The organism is Kitasatospora sp. NPDC051164 (assembly GCF_044455625.1).
Taxonomy (GTDB): Bacteria; Actinomycetota; Actinomycetes; order Streptomycetales; family Streptomycetaceae; genus Kitasatospora.
Genome location: NZ_JBITFB010000015.1, coordinates 174,072 through 193,934, shown reverse-complemented (window position 1 = coordinate 193,934; position 19,863 = coordinate 174,072). Strand labels below are relative to the sequence as shown.

The following is a 19,863-nucleotide window of genomic DNA, read 5'->3' as shown; positions in this document are numbered from 1 at the left end:
CCCGATGTCCCGTTTCGAGATCCTGATGCCGTACTACGGCGACGTCCGGCTGATGCAGGACGCCGTTCGCAGCGTGCTGGCCCAGGACGGTGACGACTGGCGCCTCACGGTCGTCGACGACGGCAAGGAGCCGGACGTCCCCGGCTGGTTCGAGTCCCTCGCGGACCCGCGGGTGCGGTACCTGCGCAACGAGACCAACCTGGGCGTCAGCGGCAACTTCAACCGCTGCGTCCAGCTCGCCGAGTACGACTACCTCGTGCTCATGGGCTGCGACGACCTGCTGCACCCCAACTACCTGAAGGTGGTCCGGGACGCGCTGGAGCGCTTCCCGGACGCGGGTATGGTCCAGCCCGGCGTGCTCGTCATCGGCGCCGACGGCAACCCGGTCGGCAGCCTCGCCGACACCGTCAAGCGCCGGCTGTACGCGCCGAAGGACCCGGGGCCGCTGCTGATGTCCGGCGAGCCGCTCGCGATGAGCCTGATGCGCGGCGACTGGCTGTACTTCCCGTCCGTGTGCTGGCGCACCAAGGACATCCAGGCGACCAGCTTCCGGGCGGACCTGGGCGTCATCCAGGACCTCGCGATCATCGTCGACCTGCTCCTCGCGGACGTCCCGCTGGCGGTCGTGCCCGAGGTGTGCTTCAGCTACCGGCGGCACGCGGTCAGCGAGTCCTCGGTCACCGCCTTCACGGGCAAGCGCTTCGAGGAAGCCCGGCGCTTCTTCCGCGAGACCGCCGACCGGCTGGACGCCCATGGCTGGCACCGGGCGGCCACCATCTCCCGCCGCTTCATCTCGTCCCGGCTGCACGCGCTCAGCATGATCCCCGCGGCCGGCCGCAAGGCGGGCCTGCGAGGCGTCGGGGCGATGCTGAGCCATGTGGCCGGCCGCCGGGCCTGATCCGTGAGATCCCTCCAGCAACCCCCTCCCAGTGCCCAGGAAGCGACCATGTCCCAATACGACGACGTCTGGCTGGTGATCCCCGCCTACAACGAAGGCCAGGTGATCGCCGATGTGGTGGAGAACGCCCGCAAGACGTTCCCGAACATCGTCGTGGTCGACGACGGGAGCACCGACGGCTCGGCCGAGCACATCCTGACCACCGGGGCCCACCTGGTGCGGCACCCGGTGAACCTGGGCCAGGGCGCCGCCCTGCAGACCGGGCTCTCCTACGCGCTGCAGCAGCCCGCCGCCCAGTACTTCGCCACCTTCGACGCCGACGGCCAGCACCAGACGGCCGACGTCGAGAAGATGGTCGCCGTGCTGCGCGGCGGGACCGCCGACGTGGTCCTGGGCTCCCGGTTCATCGAGCAGTCCGAGCAGGTCCCGATGATCAAGCGCGTGGTGCTCCGCACGGCGGCCGCGGTCAGCCCGACCGCCCGCAAGCTGAAGCTCACCGACTCGCACAATGGGCTTCGGGTGATCAACCGCCAGGCGGCCTCCCAGCTGCGCATCACCATGAACGGGATGGCCCACGCCTCGGAGATCGTCGGCCTGCTGGCGAAGTCCTCGCTGCGCGTCGTGGAGGTCCCCGTGGACATCCTCTACACCGACTACTCGCGCGCCAAGGGCCAGTCCCTGATCAACGGCGTCAACATCCTCTTCGACATCTCGCTCCGGGAGCGTGGCCGGCGATGAAGTACTTCTGGATCCAACTGGTGCTGGTGCTGGGCGCCGGTACCGCGGCGCTCATCTTCATCCGGCGCTGGGACCGGACCAACACCAGGGCCTGGAAGCGCATCGCCTTCGTGCTGTTCGTGCTCGCGAACATCTACGCGGTGCTGCGTCCGAGCGACGTCACCTGGGTGGCGAACCGGCTCGGCGTCGGCCGCGGCACCGACCTGGTGCTGTACCTGATGGTCCTGGCGCTGGCCTTCCTGGCGCTCAACACCTACCTGCGCTTCCGCTCCCTGGAGAGGAAGCTCACCGACATGGCCCGCACGGTCGCCATCACCGAGGGCGCGCGGCTCAACCAGGAGCGCTTCGACGAGAAGGTCTCCGGCTAGCTCCGGGCGGTCCCCCGAGGACCGTACGAACCGGGCCCGGTACGCAGTGCGCGTACCGGGCCCGGATCCGTTCGGGGGCGGGGGCGGGTCAGGTCGAGACCTGCGACAGGGGCCGTACCGGCGGTGCGGCCGGCGGCTCCTCCTGCCGCGGCGGCTTGCGCAGGCCCAGGTCCTTCAGCTTCAGCGCGGGCTTCTCCACGGCGTACCAGGAGCAGACCGCCGCGGTGACCGAGAGCGCCACCGAGGCCGCCGTGTAGGTCCAGTAGCCGTGCTTGTTGACGCCCCATAGCGCCAGGCACTGCTGGATCGGGAACGCGTAGATGTACACCCCGTACGAGAGGTCCACCTTGGTGCCGACCTTGGTCAGCGGGCCGGGCATCCGGCAGGCGAGCCAGACCAGCAGGTAGGCGAAGGCGGGCAGGCCGAACACGGTGAAGCCGCCGTAGTGGGCGCTGCCGAGGAAGACGACGGCGGCCAGCACGCCGGCCGGGTCGTTGATCGGCAGGCGGTTCTTGTACAGCTCCGCCAGCGCGCCGAGGCCGAACATGAAGGTCAGCGGTATGAACATGTCCAGGCTGATCGAGCCCAGGAAGGGCAGCTGCCAGCCGGTGAGGCCGGTCGGCGCGTACTCGGGGGCGCGCAGCAGGTGGAAGCCCGACGCCAGGTGGACCATGTACGCGTAGAGCCCCAGGACCATCAGGGTGACGGCCCAGCGTGCGCGCCGCAGCACCCCGACCGCGGCCAGCGAGACCACCAGCAGGTAGCAGAGGACCTCGTACGCCAGCGACCAGACCGAGCCGTTGAAGGCGGTGGGGTGCGGGACGTGGTCGAGCAGTCCGGAGATGCCCCACTGGTACACCCCGATCGACCAGTTGGCCTCCAGGTAGGCCGGCGGGCCCTCCGGGTGCGACCAGAAGCCCGCCATCCGGCCCTGGTGGTAGGCCACGACCGGGGCGACCACGAAGGCCGTCAGCAACAGACAGGCCCAGAGGCCGGGCAGGATGCGGATGGCGCGGTTCCACAGGAAGCGCGCCGGGCTCAGCCGCATGCCGCTGCGCGTGATCAGCAGACCGGACAGCACGAAGAAGCCGCTCACCGCGATCGCACCGACGTTGGTCTGACCGCGGCTCTGCAGCAGCCCGAGGTCGGGCTTGCCCATCCCGAGCGGCATCGCGTGGGCGAAGATCACGGCGAGGGCCAGGACGAGCCGCAGGAGGCCGAACCCGTTCTTCCGTCCGAGGGCCTCCGTCAAGGGCGGGCAGGCCGTCAGAACCGACCTCTTGCGTGCGGTGCGAGACATGGGCAGGAGGCTCCGGGCCGGTAGTCGTGGAGGACGGGAACTGCGCGGAGCTCACCCTATCCGCCCGGGTTCCGCCCCCACCGGGTCGGAAGAGGCCCCGTGAGGGCCCGGAGGCACGCCATGACACGCTCTTGGGGGTGCGATTACCATAAGTCGCGGCCCGGGCCCGGCATCGCCGCCGCCGGCAACGATGCATCCGCCGGACGCCCGCAGCACCTCCACGAGTTTCGGCCGACCTGCGCCGACCGGGCGCCCGGCCGCCGCCCGCTGAGCTCGCCCCCCATCCGGCGAGACGGTCCGACCCGCGGCACTGCGCCGCTTCACGGAAGCGAAGAGACATGACGGATTTGGCCCCGGACGTTGTCGGCGGCCGTGCCGGCACGCCCGACGCGTCGACCACGGCGTCCTCCGACGGGTCACCGACCGGCCGGCCGGGCGACCGCTTCTCGCGGTGGACCGAGAAGCGCTGGTTCCTCCCGCTGGCGGAAGGCCTGGTCAGCGTCGGCGTCGCGCTCGGCTTCATGCTGCTGTGCACGCACATCAGCGTCAACCCGACCACCCGGATCGGCCAGGTCAGCGGCCTCGCCAAGATCCAGCAGTACGCGGCGCTCCTCGGCATCCCCGTCCTCGCGGTGCTGCTGCTGCTCGCCTACCGCGGGACGCTGCGCTACTACCAGGTCGCGCAGCGGCTGGCGTGCGCCGCGGTGGCGGGCCTGGGCACCGGCGTCGTGGCGGGCGGCGTGGTGGTCGCCCTGCACGGCACCCCCTGGGGCCTCGGCGGCCAGGAGGGCGACCCCGGCAACCTCATGGGCATGGCCAACGACATGATGCGCGGCCACGGCCTGCCCGGGGTGTACCCGCCGCTGTTCCCCGCCCTGCTCGCCCTCTGGGCCAAGCTCTTCCACCACGGCATCCCCGGCGTGGGCCACGCGCTCAAGGACCTGCAGCTGATCCTCAGCGCGCTGGTCGGGCCGATGGCCTACCTCTCCTGGCGGATGCTGCTGCGCCCGTTCTGGGCGATGGCGATCGCGGTGCCGGCGTCGATCGTGTTCCTCGACCCGATCCGCCCGTACAGCCACGGCTCCATGCTGGTGCTGCTGCCGCTGCTGGCGGCGTGCTTCCGGGAGATCCGCCGGTCCGGCGAGCTCTCGACCCGCTCGGCGGTGCTGCGCGGCCTCGGCTTCGGCGCCGCGTTCGGCGTGATGTTCCTCTGGTACTCGGGCTGGTACCTGTGGGCGGCGCCGGGCTCGTTCATCCTCGTCCTGATGCTCTTCCCGTGGCGCCGCGGCCGGACCGCCCTCAAGCGCGCGCTGGTCTTCCTCGCCACCATGCTGGTCACCGCCGGTGTGATCGGCGCTCCGCTGCTGTACCAGCTGGTCCGCCTCGGCGCCTCCACGATGGACCGGTACGCCTACATCAACACCTACATCGACCCGGCCTACGTCATGGGCTGGGCCTCGGACCGCTCCGGCACCCTGAGCTACCACAACTGGCCGGGCGAGGGCGACATCGCCGGGCAGACCGGCTTCGGTGTGCTCCTGTTGGTCGGCGTGGGCATCGGCGTCGGCGTGGGCCTGCGCAGCATGGTGGTCCGCACCGCGGGCTTCGTCCTCGCCGGCGCCTGGCTGATGCGCTTCTGGTTCGCCTCGCACATGGAGCACAACCAGGCCGTCCAGCTGTACCCGCGGACGACCTGGATCATCTTCTACTGCCTCATCATCCTGGCCGTCATGGGCGTGATGCTGACGTACGAGCGCGGCTTCGGCTGGATCCGCGGCACGCTGCGCGAGGTGGCCCCGGCCCGGGCCGCGCGGATCTCGCCGCGGGTGATGTCGCAGCTGGCCGCCGGCCTGGTGTGCGCGCTCGCCCTGTTCGCGACCATGGGCGGCTCCTGGTCGGCCAACCGCTTCATGCCGTCCACCAACCCGGGCGTCGAGGACATGGGCCTGGACGCGCTCCGCGCCCACCTGCAGCAGCTCGACAACGGGCAGTGCCCCAAGTACTCGCCGTACAAGGGCAAGCAGGCCTGCAACCCGATCAACATGGACCTGAGCGAGTACACCTTCGTTCCGGACCAGCCGAAGCTCTGGTGCGCCAACACCACGGCGACGGACGTGGACGTCACCTGCGGACGTCCGCCCAAGAACTGACACGACCCACCATCGGGTGACCGTCGGGGCCGGTGAGGATCACCTCACCGGCCCCGATTGGCATCCGGGCTGCTCCATGTGGCAGTATGTCCAAGTTGCTCGGTTGAGTGCCGATGCTGCGCGCCTCCCGCCGGGAGGACTGGAAGCGAGTCCCATCTACTCGTCGTTCCCGTGATGGCCGTCAAGCGTGAGTTCTACGCCACGGCAGCTGCGGGGCGAAAGTACGGGAATCTTCCGGGAAGCGTGTGCGGGGCCTCAATCCGGCACCCCCCACCCCAGAAGTTCTAAACCGACGAGTTATTTCGCCGGTTTTTTACAAGCGCGAGTGCGACACGCCCGAGCGCGGGGGTCGGAGGGAAGTCGAGAAGCAATTAGACAGAAGGACTACTGAGTAGCCATGGCGGGACAGAAGATCCGCATCCGGCTCAAGGCCTACGACCACGAGGTCATCGACTCCTCGGCGAAGAAGATCGTCGAGACGGTGATCCGTACTGGTGCGCAGGTCGCAGGCCCGGTGCCGCTGCCCACTGAGAAGAACGTGTACTGCGTCATCCGCTCGCCGCACAAGTACAAGGACTCGCGCGAGCACTTCGAGATGCGCACTCACAAGCGTCTGATCGACATCCTCGACCCCACGCCGAAGACGGTTGACTCGCTGATGCGTCTCGACCTGCCGGCTGGCGTCGACATCGAGATCAAGCTCTGAGAGGCGCACCGAAGATGGCTAAGCAGATTAAGGGCATCCTGGGCGAGAAGCTCGGCATGACCCAGGTCTGGGACGAGAACAACCGGGTTGTCCCGGTGACCGTCGTCAAGGCTGGGCCCAATGTCGTGACCCAGGTCCACACCGCCGACAGCCCGGCCGGCTACGACGCCGTCCAGATCGGCTTCGGCGAGATCGACCCCCGCAAGGTGAACAAGCCCCTCGCGGGCCACTTCGCCAAGGCCGGTGTCACCCCCCGCCGCCACCTGGTCGAGCTCCGTACCACGGACGCCTCCGAGTACACCCTCGGCCAGGAGATCACCGCGGAGCTGTTCGAGGCGGGTGTCAAGGTCGACGTGACCGGCACCTCCAAGGGCAAGGGCTTCGCCGGTGTCATGAAGCGCCACAACTTCCGGGGCCTCGGCGCCGGTCACGGTGTGCAGCGCAAGCACCGCTCGCCCGGCTCGATCGGTGGCTGCGCCACCCCGGGTCGCGTGTTCAAGGGCGTGAGGATGGCCGGCCGGATGGGCCACGAGCGTGTGACCACCCAGAACCTGACCATCCATGCCGTTGACGCGGAGAAGGGGCTGCTCCTGATCAAGGGCGCAATCCCGGGCCCGAACGGCGGCCTCGTCCTCGTCCGCACCGCGGCGAAGGGGCTGTGAGGATATGAGCACCATTGACATCCTGTCGCCCTCGGGCGACAAGACCGGCAGCCTCGAGCTGCCGGCCGAGATCTTCGACGCGAAGGTCAGCGTTCCGCTGATGCACCAGGTCGTCGTGGCGCAGCTCGCTGCGGCCCGTCAGGGCACCCACAAGACCAAGACTCGTGGCGAGGTCCGCGGTGGCGGCAAGAAGCCGTACCGCCAGAAGGGCACCGGCCGCGCCCGTCAGGGCTCGACCCGTGCGCCGCAGTTCGCCGGCGGTGGCGTCGTGCACGGTCCCGTGCCGCGTGACTACTCGCAGCGGACCCCGAAGAAGATGATCGCCGCCGCCCTGCGCGGTGCGCTCACCGACCGGGCCCGCCACAACCGCATTCACGTCGTCACCGACGTGACCGCGACCGAGGCGCCGTCGACCAAGGCCGCCAAGGGTCTGTTCGGCAAGATCACCGAGCGCAAGAACATCCTCCTCGTCGTCGAGCGTGCCGACGAGCTGGGTCTGAAGAGCGCCCGCAACCTGCCGCACGTGCACATCCTGGACGCCGGTCAGCTGAACACCTACGACGTGCTCGTCTCCGACGATGTGGTCTTCACCCAGGCCGCCTTCGAGCGTTTCGTGGCCGGTCCGGCCGCGTCCGCCAAGGCCGTGGCTGCTGAGGGCGAGCTCGAAGGGAGCGCCGCCTGATGGCTGCAGAGATCACGAGCAAGACGTTCACGGACCCCCGTGACGTCCTGGTGAAGCCGGTCATCTCCGAGAAGAGCTACAGCCTTCTCGACGAGAACAAGTACACGTTCATCGTGTCGCCGGGCGCCAACAAGACCCAGATCAAGCAGGCCGTCGAGGCGGTCTTCTCGGTCAAGGTCGAGGCTGTCAACACGATCAACCGTCAGGGCAAGCGCAAGCGCTCCAAGACGGGCTTTGGCAAGCGCAAGGACACCAAGCGCGCCATCGTGACGCTGGCCGAGGGCAACCGCATCGACATCTTCGGTGGTCCGGTCTCCTAACGGAGATCGTGATCGTCGATAAGGACGAGGACGAGAGAGCCAAATGGGCATCCGCAAGTACAAGCCGACTACGCCGGGCCGTCGTGGCTCCAGCGTGGCCGACTTCGTAGAGATCACGCGGTCCACGCCGGAGAAGTCGCTGGTTCGCCCCCTGCACAGCAAGGGCGGCCGTAACAACGCCGGTCGGATCACCGCTCGCCACCAGGGTGGCGGCCACAAGCGCGCCTACCGCGTGATCGACTTCCGTCGTCACGACAAGGACGGCGTGCCGGCCAAGGTCGCTCACATCGAGTACGACCCGAACCGCACCGCGCGCATCGCGCTCCTGCACTACCTGGACGGCGAGAAGCGCTACATCATCGCGCCGCGCGGCATCGCGCAGGGTGACCGGATCGAGAACGGCGCTGGCGCCGACATCAAGCCGGGCAACAACCTGCCGCTGCGCAACATCCCGGTCGGTACCACCATCCACGCGGTGGAGCTGCGTCCCGGTGGCGGTGCCAAGCTGGCCCGCTCCGCCGGGTCCGGCATCCAGCTGCTGGCGCGTGAGGGCAAGATGGCGCACCTGCGCATGCCCTCCGGTGAGATCCGCCTGGTCGACGCGCGCTGCCGCGCGACCGTCGGCGAGGTCGGCAACGCCGAGCAGTCGAACATCAACTGGGGCAAGGCCGGCCGTATGCGCTGGAAGGGCGTCCGCCCGACCGTGCGTGGTGTCGCCATGAACCCGATCGACCACCCGCACGGTGGTGGTGAGGGTAAGACCTCTGGTGGCCGCCACCCGGTCTCGCCGTGGGGCCAGAAGGAGGGTCGTACCCGTCGCCCGAAGAAGGCGTCGGACGCTCTCATCGTGCGCCGCCGCAAGACCAACAAGAAGCGCTAGGAGCAGGTCAGATGCCGCGCAGTCTCAAGAAGGGCCCCTTCATCGACGGCCACCTTCTCAAGAAGGTGGACGCGCAGAATGAGGCGGGTACCCAGAACGTCATCAAGACCTGGTCCCGTCGCTCCGTGATCTTCCCGGCCATGCTCGGCCACACGATCGCGGTGCACGATGGCCGTAAGCACGTCCCGGTGTTCGTCACCGAGTCGATGGTCGGCCACAAGCTCGGCGAGTTCGCGCCGACGCGCACGTTCCGCGGTCACGTCAAGGACGACCGCAAGTCGAAGCGTCGCTAGTCGCCAGCGAGATTACCGACTCAATGACTTACACCAGCAAGGGGACAACCATGGAAGCCAGGGCCCAGGCGCGGTACATCCGCGTCACGCCCATGAAGGCCCGCCGCGTGGTGGACCTCATCCGTGGCCTGAACGCCACGGAGGCCCAGGCGGTCCTGCGTTTCGCTCCGCAGGCCGCCACCGTGCCGGTCGGCAAGGTGCTCGACAGCGCCATTGCCAACGCCGTGCACAACTACAACCACAACAACGTGGACGACCTCGTCATCAGCGAGGCGTACGTTGACGAGGGCCCGACCCTGAAGCGGTTCCGTCCGCGTGCCCAGGGCCGTGCCTACCGGATCCGCAAGCGGACCAGCCACATCACCGTGGTCGTCAGCAGCAAGGAAGGGACCCGGTAATGGGCCAGAAGGTTAACCCGCACGGGTTCCGCCTCGGCATCAGCACGGACTTCAAGTCCCGCTGGTACGCCGACAAGCTGTACAAGGACTACGTCAAGGAAGACGTTGCCATTCGTCGCATGATGACGAAGGGCATGGAGCGCGCCGGCATCTCCAAGGTCGAGATCGAGCGCACCCGCGACCGCGTCCGCGTCGACATCCACACCGCTCGCCCCGGCATCGTCATCGGTCGCCGTGGCACCGAGGCCGACCGCATCCGCGGCGACCTCGAGAAGCTGACCGGCAAGCAGGTCCAGCTGAACATCCTCGAGGTCAAGAACCCCGAGCTGGACGCCCAGCTCGTGGCTCAGGGCGTCGCGGAGCAGCTGTCCTCCCGCGTGTCGTTCCGCCGTGCCATGCGCAAGTCGATGCAGGGCACCATGAAGTCCGGCGCCAAGGGCATCAAGGTCCAGTGCTCCGGTCGTCTCGGCGGCGCCGAGATGAGCCGTTCGGAGTTCTACCGCGAGGGCCGTGTGCCGCTGCACACCCTGCGCGCGAACGTCGACTACGGCTTCTTCGAGGCCAAGACGACCTTCGGCCGCATCGGTGTGAAGGTCTGGATCTACAAGGGCGACGTCAAGAACATCGCCGAGGTCCGCGCTGAGAACGCCGCTGCCCGCTCGGGCAACCGCCCGGCCCGTCCCGAGGGTGGTCGTCCCGCCCGCGGTGGCGAGCGCCGTGGTGGCGAGCGCGGTGGCCGTGGCCGTCGCCCCGCCGCTTCCGAGGCCCCCGCGGCCCCGGTCGCCGAGGCTCCGGCTGCCGAGAACACCGGAACGGAGGCCTGACCCCAATGCTGATCCCCCGTCGGGTCAAGCACCGCAAGCAGCACCACCCGAAGCGCCGTGGCGCTGCCAAGGGTGGCACCGAGCTCGCCTTCGGCGAGTACGGCATCCAGGCCGTCACCCCGGCCTACGTGACGAACCGGCAGATCGAGTCCGCTCGTATCGCCGTCACCCGTCACATCAAGCGTGGCGGCAAGGTCTGGATCAACATCTACCCGGACCGTCCGCTCACCAAGAAGCCGGCCGAGACCCGCATGGGTTCCGGTAAGGGTTCGCCCGAGTGGTGGATCGCGAACGTGCACCCGGGTCGGGTCATGTTCGAGCTGTCGTACCCCAACGAGAAGGTGGCTCGTGAGGCGCTGACCCGCGCTGCTCACAAGCTCCCGATGAAGTGCCGGATCATCCGGCGCGAGGCAGGTGAGAGCTGATGTCGGCCGGCACCAAGGCTGCTGACCTCCGCGAGCTGGACAACGAGGGTCTCGTTGCCAAGCTCCGTGAGGCCAAGGAGGAGCTGTTCAACCTCCGCTTCCAGGCGGCGACCGGGCAGCTCGACAACCACGGACGGCTCAAGCTCGTCCGTAAGGACATCGCGCGGATCTACACCCTGATGCGCGAGCGCGAGCTGGGCATCGAGACGGTGGAGAGCGCCTGATGACTGAGAACACCAACGAGACGCGCGGTTTCCGCAAGACCCGTGAGGGTCTCGTCGTCAGCGACAAGATGGACAAGACCGTCGTCGTCGCCGTCGAGGACCGCGTCAAGCACGCTCTGTACGGCAAGGTCATCCGCCGTACGAACAAGCTGAAGGCGCACGACGAGGCGAACGCCTGCGGCATCGGCGACCGGGTCCTCCTGGCGGAGACCCGCCCGCTGTCCGCGACGAAGCGCTGGCGCGTCGTCGAGATCCTCGAGAAGGCCAAGTAACGAAGTTGATGCGGTACGGCCGTATGTGCACCAGGCCCCTCGTGGGCGCTGGTGTGAGCAGCGGCCGGCCCGTCAGCTCTCGTTGACGATCAGGAGAAAGCTGTGATCCAGCAGGAGTCGCGACTGCGTGTCGCCGACAACACGGGCGCGAAGGAAATCCTTTGCATCCGCGTTCTCGGTGGTTCCGGTCGCCGCTACGCCGGCATCGGGGACGTCATCGTCGCGACCGTCAAGGACGCGATCCCCGGCGGTTCGGTGAAGAAGGGTGACGTCGTCAAGTGCGTCGTCGTCCGTACCGTGAAGTCGCGTCGTCGTCCGGATGGCTCGTACATCCGTTTCGACGAGAACGCCGCGGTCGTTCTGAAGAACACCGATGGTGACCCCCGTGGTACCCGCATCTTCGGCCCGGTGGGCCGCGAGCTGCGTGACAAGAAGTTCATGAAGATCATCTCGCTTGCGCCGGAGGTGCTCTAACTCATGGCGAACAGCATGAAGATCAAGAAGGGTGACCTGGTTCAGGTCATCACCGGCAAGGACCGCGGCAAGCAGGGCAAGGTCATCCAGGCCATGCCCGCCGAGAACAAGGTCCTGGTCGAGGGTGTGAACCGGGTCAAGAAGCACACCAAGCCGGGCCCGGGCACTCAGGGTGGCATCGTCACCGTCGAGGCCCCGGTGCACGTCTCCAACGTCCAGCTGGTCGTGGAGAAGGACGGCAAGAAGGTCGTCACCCGCGTTGGCTACCGCTTCGATGACGAGGGCAACAAGATCCGCGTTGCCAAGCGAACCGGTGAGGACATCTGATGTCTGAGACGACTGTTGAGAAGGTGACCCCCCGTCTCAAGGAGCGTTACAACTCCGAGATCAAGGGTCAGCTGCAGGAGCAGTTCTCGTACGAGAACGTCATGCTGACGCCCGGCCTGGTCAAGGTCGTCGTCAACATGGGTGTCGGCGAGGCCGCCCGTGACAGCAAGCTGATCGAGGGCGCGATCCGCGACCTGACCGCGATCACCGGTCAGAAGCCGGCCGTGACCAAGGCTCGCAAGTCCATCGCGCAGTTCAAGCTGCGCGAGGGCCAGCCGATCGGCACGCACGTCACCCTCCGTGGTGACCGCATGTGGGAGTTCCTGGACCGTCTGGTTTCGCTGGCCCTGCCGCGAATCCGCGACTTCCGCGGCCTCTCCCCGAAGCAGTTCGACGGCCGTGGCAACTACACCTTCGGTCTGACCGAGCAGGTTATGTTCCACGAGATCGACCAGGACAAGGTCGACCGTCAGCGCGGTATGGACATCACCGTCGTGACCACCGCTCAGACCGACGACGAGGGCCGGGCGCTCCTGCGTGCTCTGGGCTTCCCGTTCAAGGAGGCGTGAGCCAATGGCGAAGAAGTCCCTCATCGCGAAGTCCGAGCGCAAGCCGAAGTTCGGCGTCCGGGCCTACACCCGGTGCCAGCGCTGCGGCCGTCCGCACTCGGTGTACCGCAAGTTCGGCCTGTGCCGTGTCTGCCTCCGTGAGATGGCGCACCGCGGCGAGCTGCCGGGCGTGACCAAGAGCTCCTGGTAATCCAGGCGCTTTAGGCACCCAGCGAAGCAGAGGTGCCCGATCCCACACCGGCCCGTTTTGGGCCTGCCGTACGGATTCCCGTAAGGTAGTGGGGTCGGGCCCCCTGCCACGGCTTCCCCATGGATGTTCGTGGCCCTTTACGGAGGGCTCGCACCCAGTCTTACGACGTCGCAGGTCCCCTGCGCTTGTGCCCCTACCGCACTCGGAAGAGTGCGGGAGGGGGACCTGGCGCGGAGAAACCGCGGCGAGAGAGGCCTGAGGCCATCATGACCATGACCGACCCCATCGCAGACATGCTCACGCGTCTGCGTAACGCGAACTCGGCGTACCACGACACCGTGGCGATGCCGGCCAGCAAGATCAAGGCGCACGTCGCCGAGATCCTGCAGCAGGAGGGGTACATCTCCTCCTACAAGGTTGAGGAGCCCGTCGAGGGCGAGGTCGGCAAGAAGCTGACCATCGAGCTCAAGTTCGGCCCCAACCGTGAGCGCTCCATCGCCGGCATCAAGCGCATCAGCAAGCCGGGTCTGCGCGTTTACGCAAAGTCCACCAACCTGCCGAAGGTTCTCGGCGGCCTGGGCGTGGCGATCATCTCCACGTCCTCCGGCCTCCTGACCGACAAGCAGGCCGCCAAGAAGGGCGTAGGCGGAGAAGTCCTCGCCTACGTCTGGTAATTCGGGAAACGGAGGTACAGCAATGTCGCGCATTGGACGGCTGCCCATCCAGGTCCCCGCTGGCGTGGACGTCACCATCGATGGCCAGGCGGTCTCGGTGAAGGGCCCGAAGGGCTCCCTCACCCACGTCGTCGCCGCGCCGATCGAGATCGGTAAGGGCGAGGACGGCACGCTGCTCGTCACCCGCCCCAACGACGAGCGTCTGTCGAAGGCCCTGCACGGCCTTTCCCGCACGCTGGTGGCGAACATGATCACCGGCGTGACCGCGGGCTACCGCAAGTCGCTGGAGATCAGCGGTGTCGGCTACCGAGTTCTGGCGAAGGGCTCCGACATGGAGTTCCAGCTGGGCTACAGCCACCCGATCCTCGTCGAGGCGCCCGAGGGCATCTCCTTCGTCGTCGAGTCGGCCACCAAGTTCCACGTGGACGGCATCGACAAGCAGAAGGTCGGCGAGGTCGCCGCGAAGATCCGCAAGCTGCGCAAGCCCGACCCGTACAAGGCCAAGGGTGTCAAGTACGCGGGCGAGGTCATCCGCCGCAAGGTCGGAAAGAGTGGTAAGTAAGCGATGAGTGTCTCTGTCAAGATCGGCAAGGGCAACGCCTACAAGAGCGCCGCTCGCAAGCGCCGCGCGATCCGCGTTCGCAAGCGCGTCGTCGGCACCGAGGTGCGTCCGCGTCTCGTCGTGACGCGCTCGAACCGTCACATGGTCGCCCAGGTCATCGACGACGCCAAGGGTCACACCCTGGCGTCGGCGTCCACCCTCGACGTGTCCATCAAGGGCGCCGAGGGCGACAAGACCGAGCTGGCCAAGAAGGTCGGGAGCCTGGTCGCCGAGCGCGCCAAGGCCGCCGGCATCGAGTCGGTCGTCTTCGACCGCGCGGGCAACCGGTACGCCGGCCGCATCGCCGCCCTGGCGGACGCGGCCCGCGAGGCCGGGCTCGACTTCTAAGCCGCTCGTCGACTCTGTCGGCGGACGTAATCGAGAGAGGTAATTCCAATGGCTGGACCCCAGCGCCGCGGTAGCGGCGCCGGCGGCGGCACCGGTGGCGAGCGGCGTGACCGTAAGCGTGACGACCGGGGCAACGCCCCCGCCGTCGAGAAGACCGCTTACGTCGAGCGCGTCGTCGCGATCAACCGTGTCGCCAAGGTTGTCAAGGGTGGTCGTCGTTTCTCCTTCACCGCGCTGGTCGTGGTGGGCGATGGCGATGGCACCGTGGGTGTTGGTTACGGGAAGGCGAAGGAGGTTCCGGCCGCCATCGCCAAGGGTGTTGAGGAGGCCAAGAAGAACTTCTTCAAGGTCCCCCGTATCCAGGGCACCATCCCGCACCCCATCCAGGGTGAGAAGGCCGCCGGCGTCGTGCTCCTGAAGCCCGCCGCCCCCGGTACCGGTGTTATCGCCGGTGGTCCGGTGCGCGCCGTCCTGGAGTGCGCCGGCATCCACGACATCCTGTCGAAGTCGCTCGGCTCGGACAACGCGATCAACATCGTGCACGCCACCGTGGCTGCTCTGAAGGGCCTCGTGCGCCCCGAGGAGATCGCCGCTCGTCGTGGCCTGCCGCTGGAGGACGTGGCCCCCGCTGCTCTGCTGCGGGCGCGTGCTGCTGGGGTGAGCGCCTGATGGCTCGCCTGAAGATCACGCAGACCAAGTCGTACATCGGCAGCAAGCAGAACCACCGTGACACCCTGCGTTCGCTTGGTCTCAAGCGCATGCACGACGTCGTGGTGAAGGAGGACCGTCCCGAGATCCGCGGGATGGCCCACACGGTCCGTCACCTGGTGACGGTTGAGGAGGTGGACTGATCATGGGCGAGAACCCGATCAAGATCCACAACCTGCGTCCCGCCCCTGGTGCCAAGACCGACAAGATCCGTGTCGGTCGTGGTGAGGGCTCCAAGGGTAAGACCGCTGGTCGTGGTACCAAGGGCACCAAGGCCCGCTACCAGGTTCCGCAGCGCTTCGAGGGTGGCCAGATGCCCCTCCACATGCGCCTGCCGAAGCTGAAGGGCTTCAAGAACCCCTTCAAGATCACCTTCCAGGTGGTCAACCTCGACAAGCTGGCCGAGCTCTACCCGCAGGGTGGAGAGGTCACCGTCGAGGGTCTCGTCGAGAAGGGCGCGGTTCGCAAGAACTCGCTCGTCAAGGTGCTCGGCACCGGCGAGATCTCGGTTGCCCTGCAGGTCTCGGTGGACGCCGTCTCCGGCACCGCCGCCGAGAAGATCAAGGCCGCCGGCGGTACGGTCAACGAGCTCATCTGAGCCCGCTGACACTCCGGCTTCGAGCCCCGCACCTCCTTCGGGAGGTGCGGGGCTCGTGCCGTTCCCGGGCCGTGCGGGACCGTTCGGTTCCGGACGGCCGGGTGCTCGTTCTTTTGTGTGGCAAACCCGGGCATCCCGTACCCCGTGAGTGGGGGAGGGGCCGTACGCGCTTCTTCCGAGTGGCCGCGCACTGTTAGAGTCCGTGGAGTTCCCTTGTAGGCTGCGCGTAGGCTCGCCTGTGCCGTCTGTACGGGAGCCCGAACCGCAAACTCCCCATTCAGGACCGACCCTCCCGCCGACGACGTGCGGGAGGCGCAGGAGGCACCGTGCTCAGTGCGTTCGCGCGGGCGTTCCAGACGCCCGACCTGCGCAAGAAGCTGCTGTTCACGCTGGGCATCATGGTGCTGTTCCGGCTGGGCTCGCACATTCCGATCCCCGGCGTGAGCTTCACGGCCGTGAACGAGTGTGTGAAGGCGACAAAGAACAACGGCCTCTTCGGGCTCGTCAACCTGTTCAGCGGTGGCGCGCTCCTCCAATTGACGATCTTCGCGCTCGGCATCATGCCGTACATCACGGCGAGCATCATCCTCCAGCTCCTCACTGTCGTGATCCCGCGACTGGAGATGCTGAAGAAGGAGGGCCAGGCCGGCCAGGCGAAGATCACCCAGTACACCCGCTACCTGACCATCGCGCTCGCCGTGCTCCAGGGCACCGGCATCGTCGCGACGGCCTCCAGTGGCGCGCTGTTCTCGGGCTGCCCGGTGGCCAACCAGATCGTCCCGGACACCGGAGTGTTCCGGATCGCGGTCATGGTCCTCACGATGACGGCCGGCACCACGGTCATCATGTGGCTGGGTGAGCTGATCACCGACCGCGGCATCGGCAACGGCATGTCGCTGCTGATCTTCACCTCGATTGCGGCGCAGTTCCCGACCTCGATGTGGGCGATCAAGACCGGCGGCACCATCGGCGGCGGCTGGGTCGAGTTCCTCTCCGTGGTCGCGGTCGGCATCATCGTCGTGATGCTGGTCATCTTCGTCGAGCAGGCCCAGCGCCGGATCCCGGTCCAGTACGCGAAGCGGATGATCGGCCGCCGGGCGTTCGGCGGCACCTCGACCTATATCCCGCTCAAGGTGAACCAGGCCGGTGTCATCCCGGTCATCTTCGCCTCGTCGCTGCTCTACATTCCCGCCCTGGTGGTCCAGCTGACCAACAGCCAGGCGGGCTGGGCCACGTGGATCCGGACGAACTTCGTCAAGGGTGACCACCCGATCTACATGGCGACCTACTTCCTGCTGATCGTCTTCTTCGCCTTCTTCTACGTCGCGATCTCCTTCAACCCCGAAGAAGTTGCCGACAATATGAAGAAGTATGGTGGGTTCATCCCGGGCATCCGGGCCGGCCGGCCGACGGCCGAGTACCTGAACTACGTGCTGACCCGAATCACGTGGCCGGGTTCGCTCTACCTGGGCCTGATCGCGTTGATCCCGATGATCGCCCTGGTCGCCTTCGGACAGCAGACCGCTTTCCCGTTCGGCGGCACCAGTGTGCTCATCGTCGTCGGCGTCGGACTCGAAACTGTGAAGCAGATCGAGAGCCAGCTCCAGCAGCGCAATTACGAAGGGTTCCTCCGCTGATGCGTATCGTCCTCGTTGGTCCTCCCGGGGCCGGGAAGGGTACTCAGGCGCACCTGCTCGCCAAGACCCTGTCCATTCCCCACATCTCCACCGGAGACCTGTTCCGCGCCAACATCGGTCAGGGCACCCCGCTGGGGCTCGAGGCCAAGAGCTACATGGACGCGGGCCGTCTGGTACCGGACGAGGTCACCATCGGGATGGCCAAGGACCGCATGCTCCAGGAGGACGCCGTGAACGGCTTCCTGCTGGACGGCTTCCCCCGCAACCTCGGCCAGGCCGAGGCGCTCGACGAGTTCCTCGCCGAGCAGGGCATCAAGCTGGACGGCGTGCTGGACCTGGAGGTCCCGGAGGACGAGGTCGTCAAGCGGATCGCGGGCCGTCGCCTGTGCCGCAATGACGGTGGCCACGTCTTCCACGTGGACTACAACCCGCCGAAGGCCGAGGGCGTCTGCGACGAGTGCGGCGGCGAGCTGTACCAGCGCTCGGACGACACCGAGGACAAGGTGCGCACGCGCCTGGAGGTCTACCACACCGAGACCGAGCCGATCATCGGTTACTACAAGGAGCAGGGTCTCCTGGTGACCATCCCGGCCCTCGGCAAGGTGGACGAGGTCACCGCCCGCGCGATCGAGGCGCTGAAGCAGGACAGCTGAGTCTCTCGGCGAACGTACGACGGTACGGCCGGGTCGCCCGCCCAGCGGGTGGCCCGGCCGTTTCGGCGTCGTACGGTGGTAGGGCAGTGGTAATCCGGACTTGGAAGGCGTGACCAGATGGTGGAGATCAAGACCCCCGAGCAGATCGCGAAGATGCGAGCGGCCGGGCTGGTCGTCGCCGAGGCCCTGAAGGCCTGCCGCGAGGCGGTCGCTCCGGGGGTGACCACCCAGGACCTCAACGACATCGCGGACAAGGTCATCACCGACCACGGCGCCACCTCGAACTTCCGCGCCAACCACGGCGGTCTCTGGTTCCCCGGCGTGATCTGCGCCTCGGTGAACAACGAGGTCGTGCACGGCATCCCGGGCGAGCGGGTGCTGCAGGAGGGCGACCTCATCTCGATCGACTGCGGCGCCATCCTGGACGGCTGGCACGGCGACGCGGCGATCAGCGTGGCGGTCGGTGAGGTCCGCCCCGAGGTCGAGATGCTGAGCCGGGTCACCGAGGGCTCGATGTGGGCCGGCATCGCCCAGATGAAGAAGAACAACCGCCTGGTCGACGTCTCCAAGGCGATCGAAGGCTTCATCCGCCGCCAGCCGCTGCCGCCGAAGGGCAAGTGGGGCATCACCGAGGGCTACGGCGGCCACGGCATCGGCACCGCGATGCACATGGAGCCCCACGTGCTGAACTACGTCGAGCGCGGCCGCGGCAAGGGCCCCAAGCTGGTCCCCGGCACCGTGCTGGCGATCGAGCCGATGGTCTCGCTGGGCACCCCGCACACGACCGTCCTGGACGACGAGTGGACGGTCGTCACCAACGACGGCACCTGGGCCTCGCACTGGGAGCACTCGGTGGCCGTGACCGAGCAGGGCCCGCTGGTCCTGACCGCCTTCGACGGCGGCCGGGCCGAACTGGCCAAGCTGGGCATCACCGCAGCTCCGGACCCGCTCGCATAGTCGTCGCGGCGCCCGAGCGCCGCTGCTGACAAGGCATCAGAGCCCTGGAGGTTTGGACCTCCAGGGCTTTTGTCCTATTTTTATCGGCTGGCAGTGGTCAGCTGCCGCCCGACCGGTTTACGAGCGATGCAGGAGTGAGCACGTGCTCAAGGGATTCCGCGACTTCATGATGCGCGGCAACGTCATCGACATGGCGGTCGGCGTGGTCATCGGTGCCGCGTTCACCGGGGTGGTGAACGGCTTCGTGTCCGCCTTCCTCACCCCGCTGGTGGGCGTGGTGGTCGGTGCGGCCGGCGACTTCAGCTCGTACAAGGCGACGGTGGCCGGGGTCACGTTCCCGTACGGCCAGTTCCTCAACGTGCTGATCGCCTTCGTCATGACCGCCGCGGTGCTCTACTTCTGCGTGGTGCTGCCGATCACCAAGGCGACCGCGCGCTACCTGCCGAAGAAGCCGAAGGCCCCCAAGCGCCCGTGCCCCGAGTGCCTCACCGAGATCCCCGAGGCCGCCCGCCGCTGCTCGGCCTGCACCGCGCACGTCCAGCCGCTGACGCTCTCCGCCGGGGTCTGACGCCGCCGGTGTGACGGGTGCCGCTTTCCGGGGCCCCCGTTTTGGTCCACCGGAAACGCTGGCGTAGGATGGACCGTCGGCTCACTCGTAGCGTGCTTCAGCGCGCCCTCTTCCCCTCGGGGACGGGGTGAACCCAGGTTCGCACGAGCGTTCCGCATACGGTAGCCGGTCCCGGAAGGTGGATCTCGCAGTTCATGGCTAAGAAGCAAGGCGCCATTGAGATCGAGGGCACCGTGATCGAGTCTCTTCCGAACGCGATGTTCAAGGTCGAGCTGCAGAACGGTCACAAGGTCCTCGCGCACATCAGTGGCAAGATGCGCATGCACTACATCCGCATCCTGCCGGACGACCGGGTCGTCGTGGAGCTCAGCCCCTACGACCTCACGCGCGGCCGGATCGTCTACCGCTACAAGTAAGAA

The 19,863-nt window shown here is 67.5% G+C and carries 31 protein-coding genes; 30 read left to right on the top strand and 1 reads right to left on the bottom strand.

All coding sequences use genetic code 11. The annotated features are described in order from the left end of the window. Positions 1–4: 4 nt before the first annotated feature. The 3 genes from ACIBEC_RS23515 to ACIBEC_RS23505 are packed head-to-tail and all read left to right on the top strand — an operon-like array spanning position 5 to position 2,004. Positions 5–898 carry a glycosyltransferase gene (locus tag ACIBEC_RS23515; protein ID WP_360494998.1) on the top strand — a complete coding sequence of 298 codons (894 nt, stop codon included), beginning with the start codon at positions 5–7 and terminating at the stop codon, positions 896–898. A 48-nt stretch (positions 899–946) separates the two neighbouring features. Then, positions 947–1,636, top strand: coding sequence for a glycosyltransferase family 2 protein (locus ACIBEC_RS23510; RefSeq protein ID WP_360495001.1), 690 nt, complete (start codon positions 947–949; stop codon positions 1,634–1,636). Next, entirely contained in the window at positions 1,633–2,004 is a 372-nt protein-coding gene (locus ACIBEC_RS23505; protein WP_360495004.1) for a DUF2304 domain-containing protein, read from the top strand. Before ACIBEC_RS23510 ends, ACIBEC_RS23505 begins: the two co-directional genes overlap by 4 nt. An 88-nt stretch (positions 2,005–2,092) precedes the next feature. Here the strand turns inward: ACIBEC_RS23505 and ACIBEC_RS23500 are convergent, their stop codons facing one another. After that, the gene (locus tag ACIBEC_RS23500) at positions 2,093–3,304 is read right to left on the bottom strand and encodes an acyltransferase (RefSeq protein ID WP_360495007.1); all 1,212 of its coding nucleotides are present in this window, start codon (positions 3,302–3,304) and stop codon (positions 2,093–2,095) included. A gap of 338 nt (positions 3,305–3,642) precedes the next feature. Here ACIBEC_RS23500 and ACIBEC_RS23495 point away from each other — a divergent pair, with 338 nt between their 5' ends. From ACIBEC_RS23495 to infA, 27 genes are all read left to right on the top strand, one after another. Next, positions 3,643–5,454 (top strand): hypothetical protein, encoded by a 1,812-nt coding sequence (locus tag ACIBEC_RS23495; RefSeq protein WP_360495010.1) that lies wholly within the window; start codon positions 3,643–3,645, stop codon positions 5,452–5,454. A 397-nt stretch (positions 5,455–5,851) separates the two neighbouring features. Further along, on the top strand, positions 5,852–6,160 hold the full coding sequence (gene rpsJ, locus ACIBEC_RS23490; protein ID WP_012785157.1) for a 30S ribosomal protein S10: 309 nt from the start codon (positions 5,852–5,854) through the stop codon (positions 6,158–6,160). Between the two features lie 14 nt (positions 6,161–6,174). Then, positions 6,175–6,822, top strand: coding sequence for a 50S ribosomal protein L3 (gene rplC, locus ACIBEC_RS23485; protein ID WP_360495013.1), 648 nt, complete (start codon positions 6,175–6,177; stop codon positions 6,820–6,822). 4 nt (positions 6,823–6,826) lie between these two features. Further along, positions 6,827–7,504, top strand: a complete 678-nt coding sequence (gene rplD, locus ACIBEC_RS23480; RefSeq protein WP_360495016.1) for a 50S ribosomal protein L4 — start codon at positions 6,827–6,829, stop codon at positions 7,502–7,504. Further along, the gene (rplW, locus tag ACIBEC_RS23475) at positions 7,504–7,824 is read left to right on the top strand and encodes a 50S ribosomal protein L23 (protein WP_030055819.1); all 321 of its coding nucleotides are present in this window, start codon (positions 7,504–7,506) and stop codon (positions 7,822–7,824) included. Before rplD ends, rplW begins: the two co-directional genes overlap by 1 nt. Before the next feature lie 43 nt (positions 7,825–7,867). Then, the gene (gene rplB, locus ACIBEC_RS23470; RefSeq protein ID WP_188306762.1) at positions 7,868–8,704 is read left to right on the top strand and encodes a 50S ribosomal protein L2; all 837 of its coding nucleotides are present in this window, start codon (positions 7,868–7,870) and stop codon (positions 8,702–8,704) included. A gap of 11 nt (positions 8,705–8,715) precedes the next feature. Further along, positions 8,716–8,997: a 30S ribosomal protein S19 gene (gene rpsS / locus ACIBEC_RS23465; RefSeq protein WP_030055821.1), complete on the top strand. Its 282-nt coding sequence runs from the start codon at positions 8,716–8,718 to the stop codon at positions 8,995–8,997. 50 nt (positions 8,998–9,047) lie between these two features. Next, positions 9,048–9,395, top strand: a complete 348-nt coding sequence (gene rplV / locus ACIBEC_RS23460) for a 50S ribosomal protein L22 (protein WP_033824229.1) — start codon at positions 9,048–9,050, stop codon at positions 9,393–9,395. Beyond that, positions 9,395–10,219, top strand: a complete 825-nt coding sequence (rpsC, locus tag ACIBEC_RS23455) for a 30S ribosomal protein S3 (RefSeq protein WP_030393298.1) — start codon at positions 9,395–9,397, stop codon at positions 10,217–10,219. The genes rplV and rpsC overlap by 1 nt, the downstream gene beginning before the upstream one ends. Positions 10,220–10,224: 5 nt before the next feature. Next, a complete protein-coding gene (gene rplP, locus ACIBEC_RS23450) occupies positions 10,225–10,644 on the top strand; it encodes a 50S ribosomal protein L16 (RefSeq protein ID WP_030055824.1) in 420 nt (139 codons plus the stop codon). Beyond that, positions 10,644–10,868 (top strand): 50S ribosomal protein L29, encoded by a 225-nt coding sequence (gene rpmC, locus ACIBEC_RS23445; RefSeq protein WP_049649042.1) that lies wholly within the window; start codon positions 10,644–10,646, stop codon positions 10,866–10,868. The genes rplP and rpmC overlap by 1 nt, the downstream gene beginning before the upstream one ends. Further along, the gene (rpsQ, locus tag ACIBEC_RS23440; protein ID WP_030055826.1) at positions 10,868–11,140 is read left to right on the top strand and encodes a 30S ribosomal protein S17; all 273 of its coding nucleotides are present in this window, start codon (positions 10,868–10,870) and stop codon (positions 11,138–11,140) included. Before rpmC ends, rpsQ begins: the two co-directional genes overlap by 1 nt. 102 nt (positions 11,141–11,242) lie before the next feature. Next, positions 11,243–11,614 carry a 50S ribosomal protein L14 gene (gene rplN, locus ACIBEC_RS23435; RefSeq protein ID WP_030393301.1) on the top strand — a complete coding sequence of 124 codons (372 nt, stop codon included), beginning with the start codon at positions 11,243–11,245 and terminating at the stop codon, positions 11,612–11,614. A gap of 15 nt (positions 11,615–11,629) precedes the next feature. Next, positions 11,630–11,941: a 50S ribosomal protein L24 gene (rplX, locus tag ACIBEC_RS23430; protein WP_030055828.1), complete on the top strand. Its 312-nt coding sequence runs from the start codon at positions 11,630–11,632 to the stop codon at positions 11,939–11,941. Then, positions 11,941–12,510, top strand: coding sequence for a 50S ribosomal protein L5 (gene rplE, locus ACIBEC_RS23425; RefSeq protein WP_030393302.1), 570 nt, complete (start codon positions 11,941–11,943; stop codon positions 12,508–12,510). The genes rplX and rplE overlap by 1 nt, the downstream gene beginning before the upstream one ends. Positions 12,511–12,514: 4 nt before the next feature. Continuing rightward, the gene (locus tag ACIBEC_RS23420; protein WP_030055830.1) at positions 12,515–12,700 is read left to right on the top strand and encodes a type Z 30S ribosomal protein S14; all 186 of its coding nucleotides are present in this window, start codon (positions 12,515–12,517) and stop codon (positions 12,698–12,700) included. 266 nt (positions 12,701–12,966) lie between these two features. Next, a complete protein-coding gene (gene rpsH, locus ACIBEC_RS23415; protein ID WP_033824224.1) occupies positions 12,967–13,374 on the top strand; it encodes a 30S ribosomal protein S8 in 408 nt (135 codons plus the stop codon). Between the two features lie 22 nt (positions 13,375–13,396). After that, positions 13,397–13,936 carry a 50S ribosomal protein L6 gene (gene rplF / locus ACIBEC_RS23410; RefSeq protein WP_030055832.1) on the top strand — a complete coding sequence of 180 codons (540 nt, stop codon included), beginning with the start codon at positions 13,397–13,399 and terminating at the stop codon, positions 13,934–13,936. A gap of 3 nt (positions 13,937–13,939) precedes the next feature. Beyond that, a complete protein-coding gene (rplR, locus tag ACIBEC_RS23405) occupies positions 13,940–14,323 on the top strand; it encodes a 50S ribosomal protein L18 (protein WP_030280785.1) in 384 nt (127 codons plus the stop codon). A gap of 48 nt (positions 14,324–14,371) precedes the next feature. After that, a complete protein-coding gene (rpsE, locus tag ACIBEC_RS23400) occupies positions 14,372–14,992 on the top strand; it encodes a 30S ribosomal protein S5 (RefSeq protein WP_030393306.1) in 621 nt (206 codons plus the stop codon). Further along, a complete protein-coding gene (rpmD, locus tag ACIBEC_RS23395; protein ID WP_030055835.1) occupies positions 14,992–15,174 on the top strand; it encodes a 50S ribosomal protein L30 in 183 nt (60 codons plus the stop codon). Before rpsE ends, rpmD begins: the two co-directional genes overlap by 1 nt. A gap of 2 nt (positions 15,175–15,176) precedes the next feature. Beyond that, on the top strand, positions 15,177–15,629 hold the full coding sequence (gene rplO, locus ACIBEC_RS23390) for a 50S ribosomal protein L15 (RefSeq protein ID WP_360495020.1): 453 nt from the start codon (positions 15,177–15,179) through the stop codon (positions 15,627–15,629). A 326-nt stretch (positions 15,630–15,955) separates the two neighbouring features. Further along, positions 15,956–17,266, top strand: coding sequence for a preprotein translocase subunit SecY (gene secY / locus ACIBEC_RS23385; protein WP_360495023.1), 1,311 nt, complete (start codon positions 15,956–15,958; stop codon positions 17,264–17,266). Then, positions 17,266–17,919, top strand: coding sequence for an adenylate kinase (locus ACIBEC_RS23380; protein ID WP_360495026.1), 654 nt, complete (start codon positions 17,266–17,268; stop codon positions 17,917–17,919). Before secY ends, ACIBEC_RS23380 begins: the two co-directional genes overlap by 1 nt. 117 nt (positions 17,920–18,036) lie before the next feature. Then, positions 18,037–18,876, top strand: a complete 840-nt coding sequence (map, locus tag ACIBEC_RS23375; RefSeq protein WP_360495029.1) for a type I methionyl aminopeptidase — start codon at positions 18,037–18,039, stop codon at positions 18,874–18,876. Positions 18,877–19,018: 142 nt separating this feature from the next. After that, a complete protein-coding gene (mscL, locus tag ACIBEC_RS23370; protein ID WP_360495032.1) occupies positions 19,019–19,444 on the top strand; it encodes a large conductance mechanosensitive channel protein MscL in 426 nt (141 codons plus the stop codon). A 194-nt stretch (positions 19,445–19,638) separates the two neighbouring features. Beyond that, entirely contained in the window at positions 19,639–19,860 is a 222-nt protein-coding gene (gene infA / locus ACIBEC_RS23365; RefSeq protein ID WP_003956442.1) for a translation initiation factor IF-1, read from the top strand. Positions 19,861–19,863 lie beyond the last annotated feature (3 nt).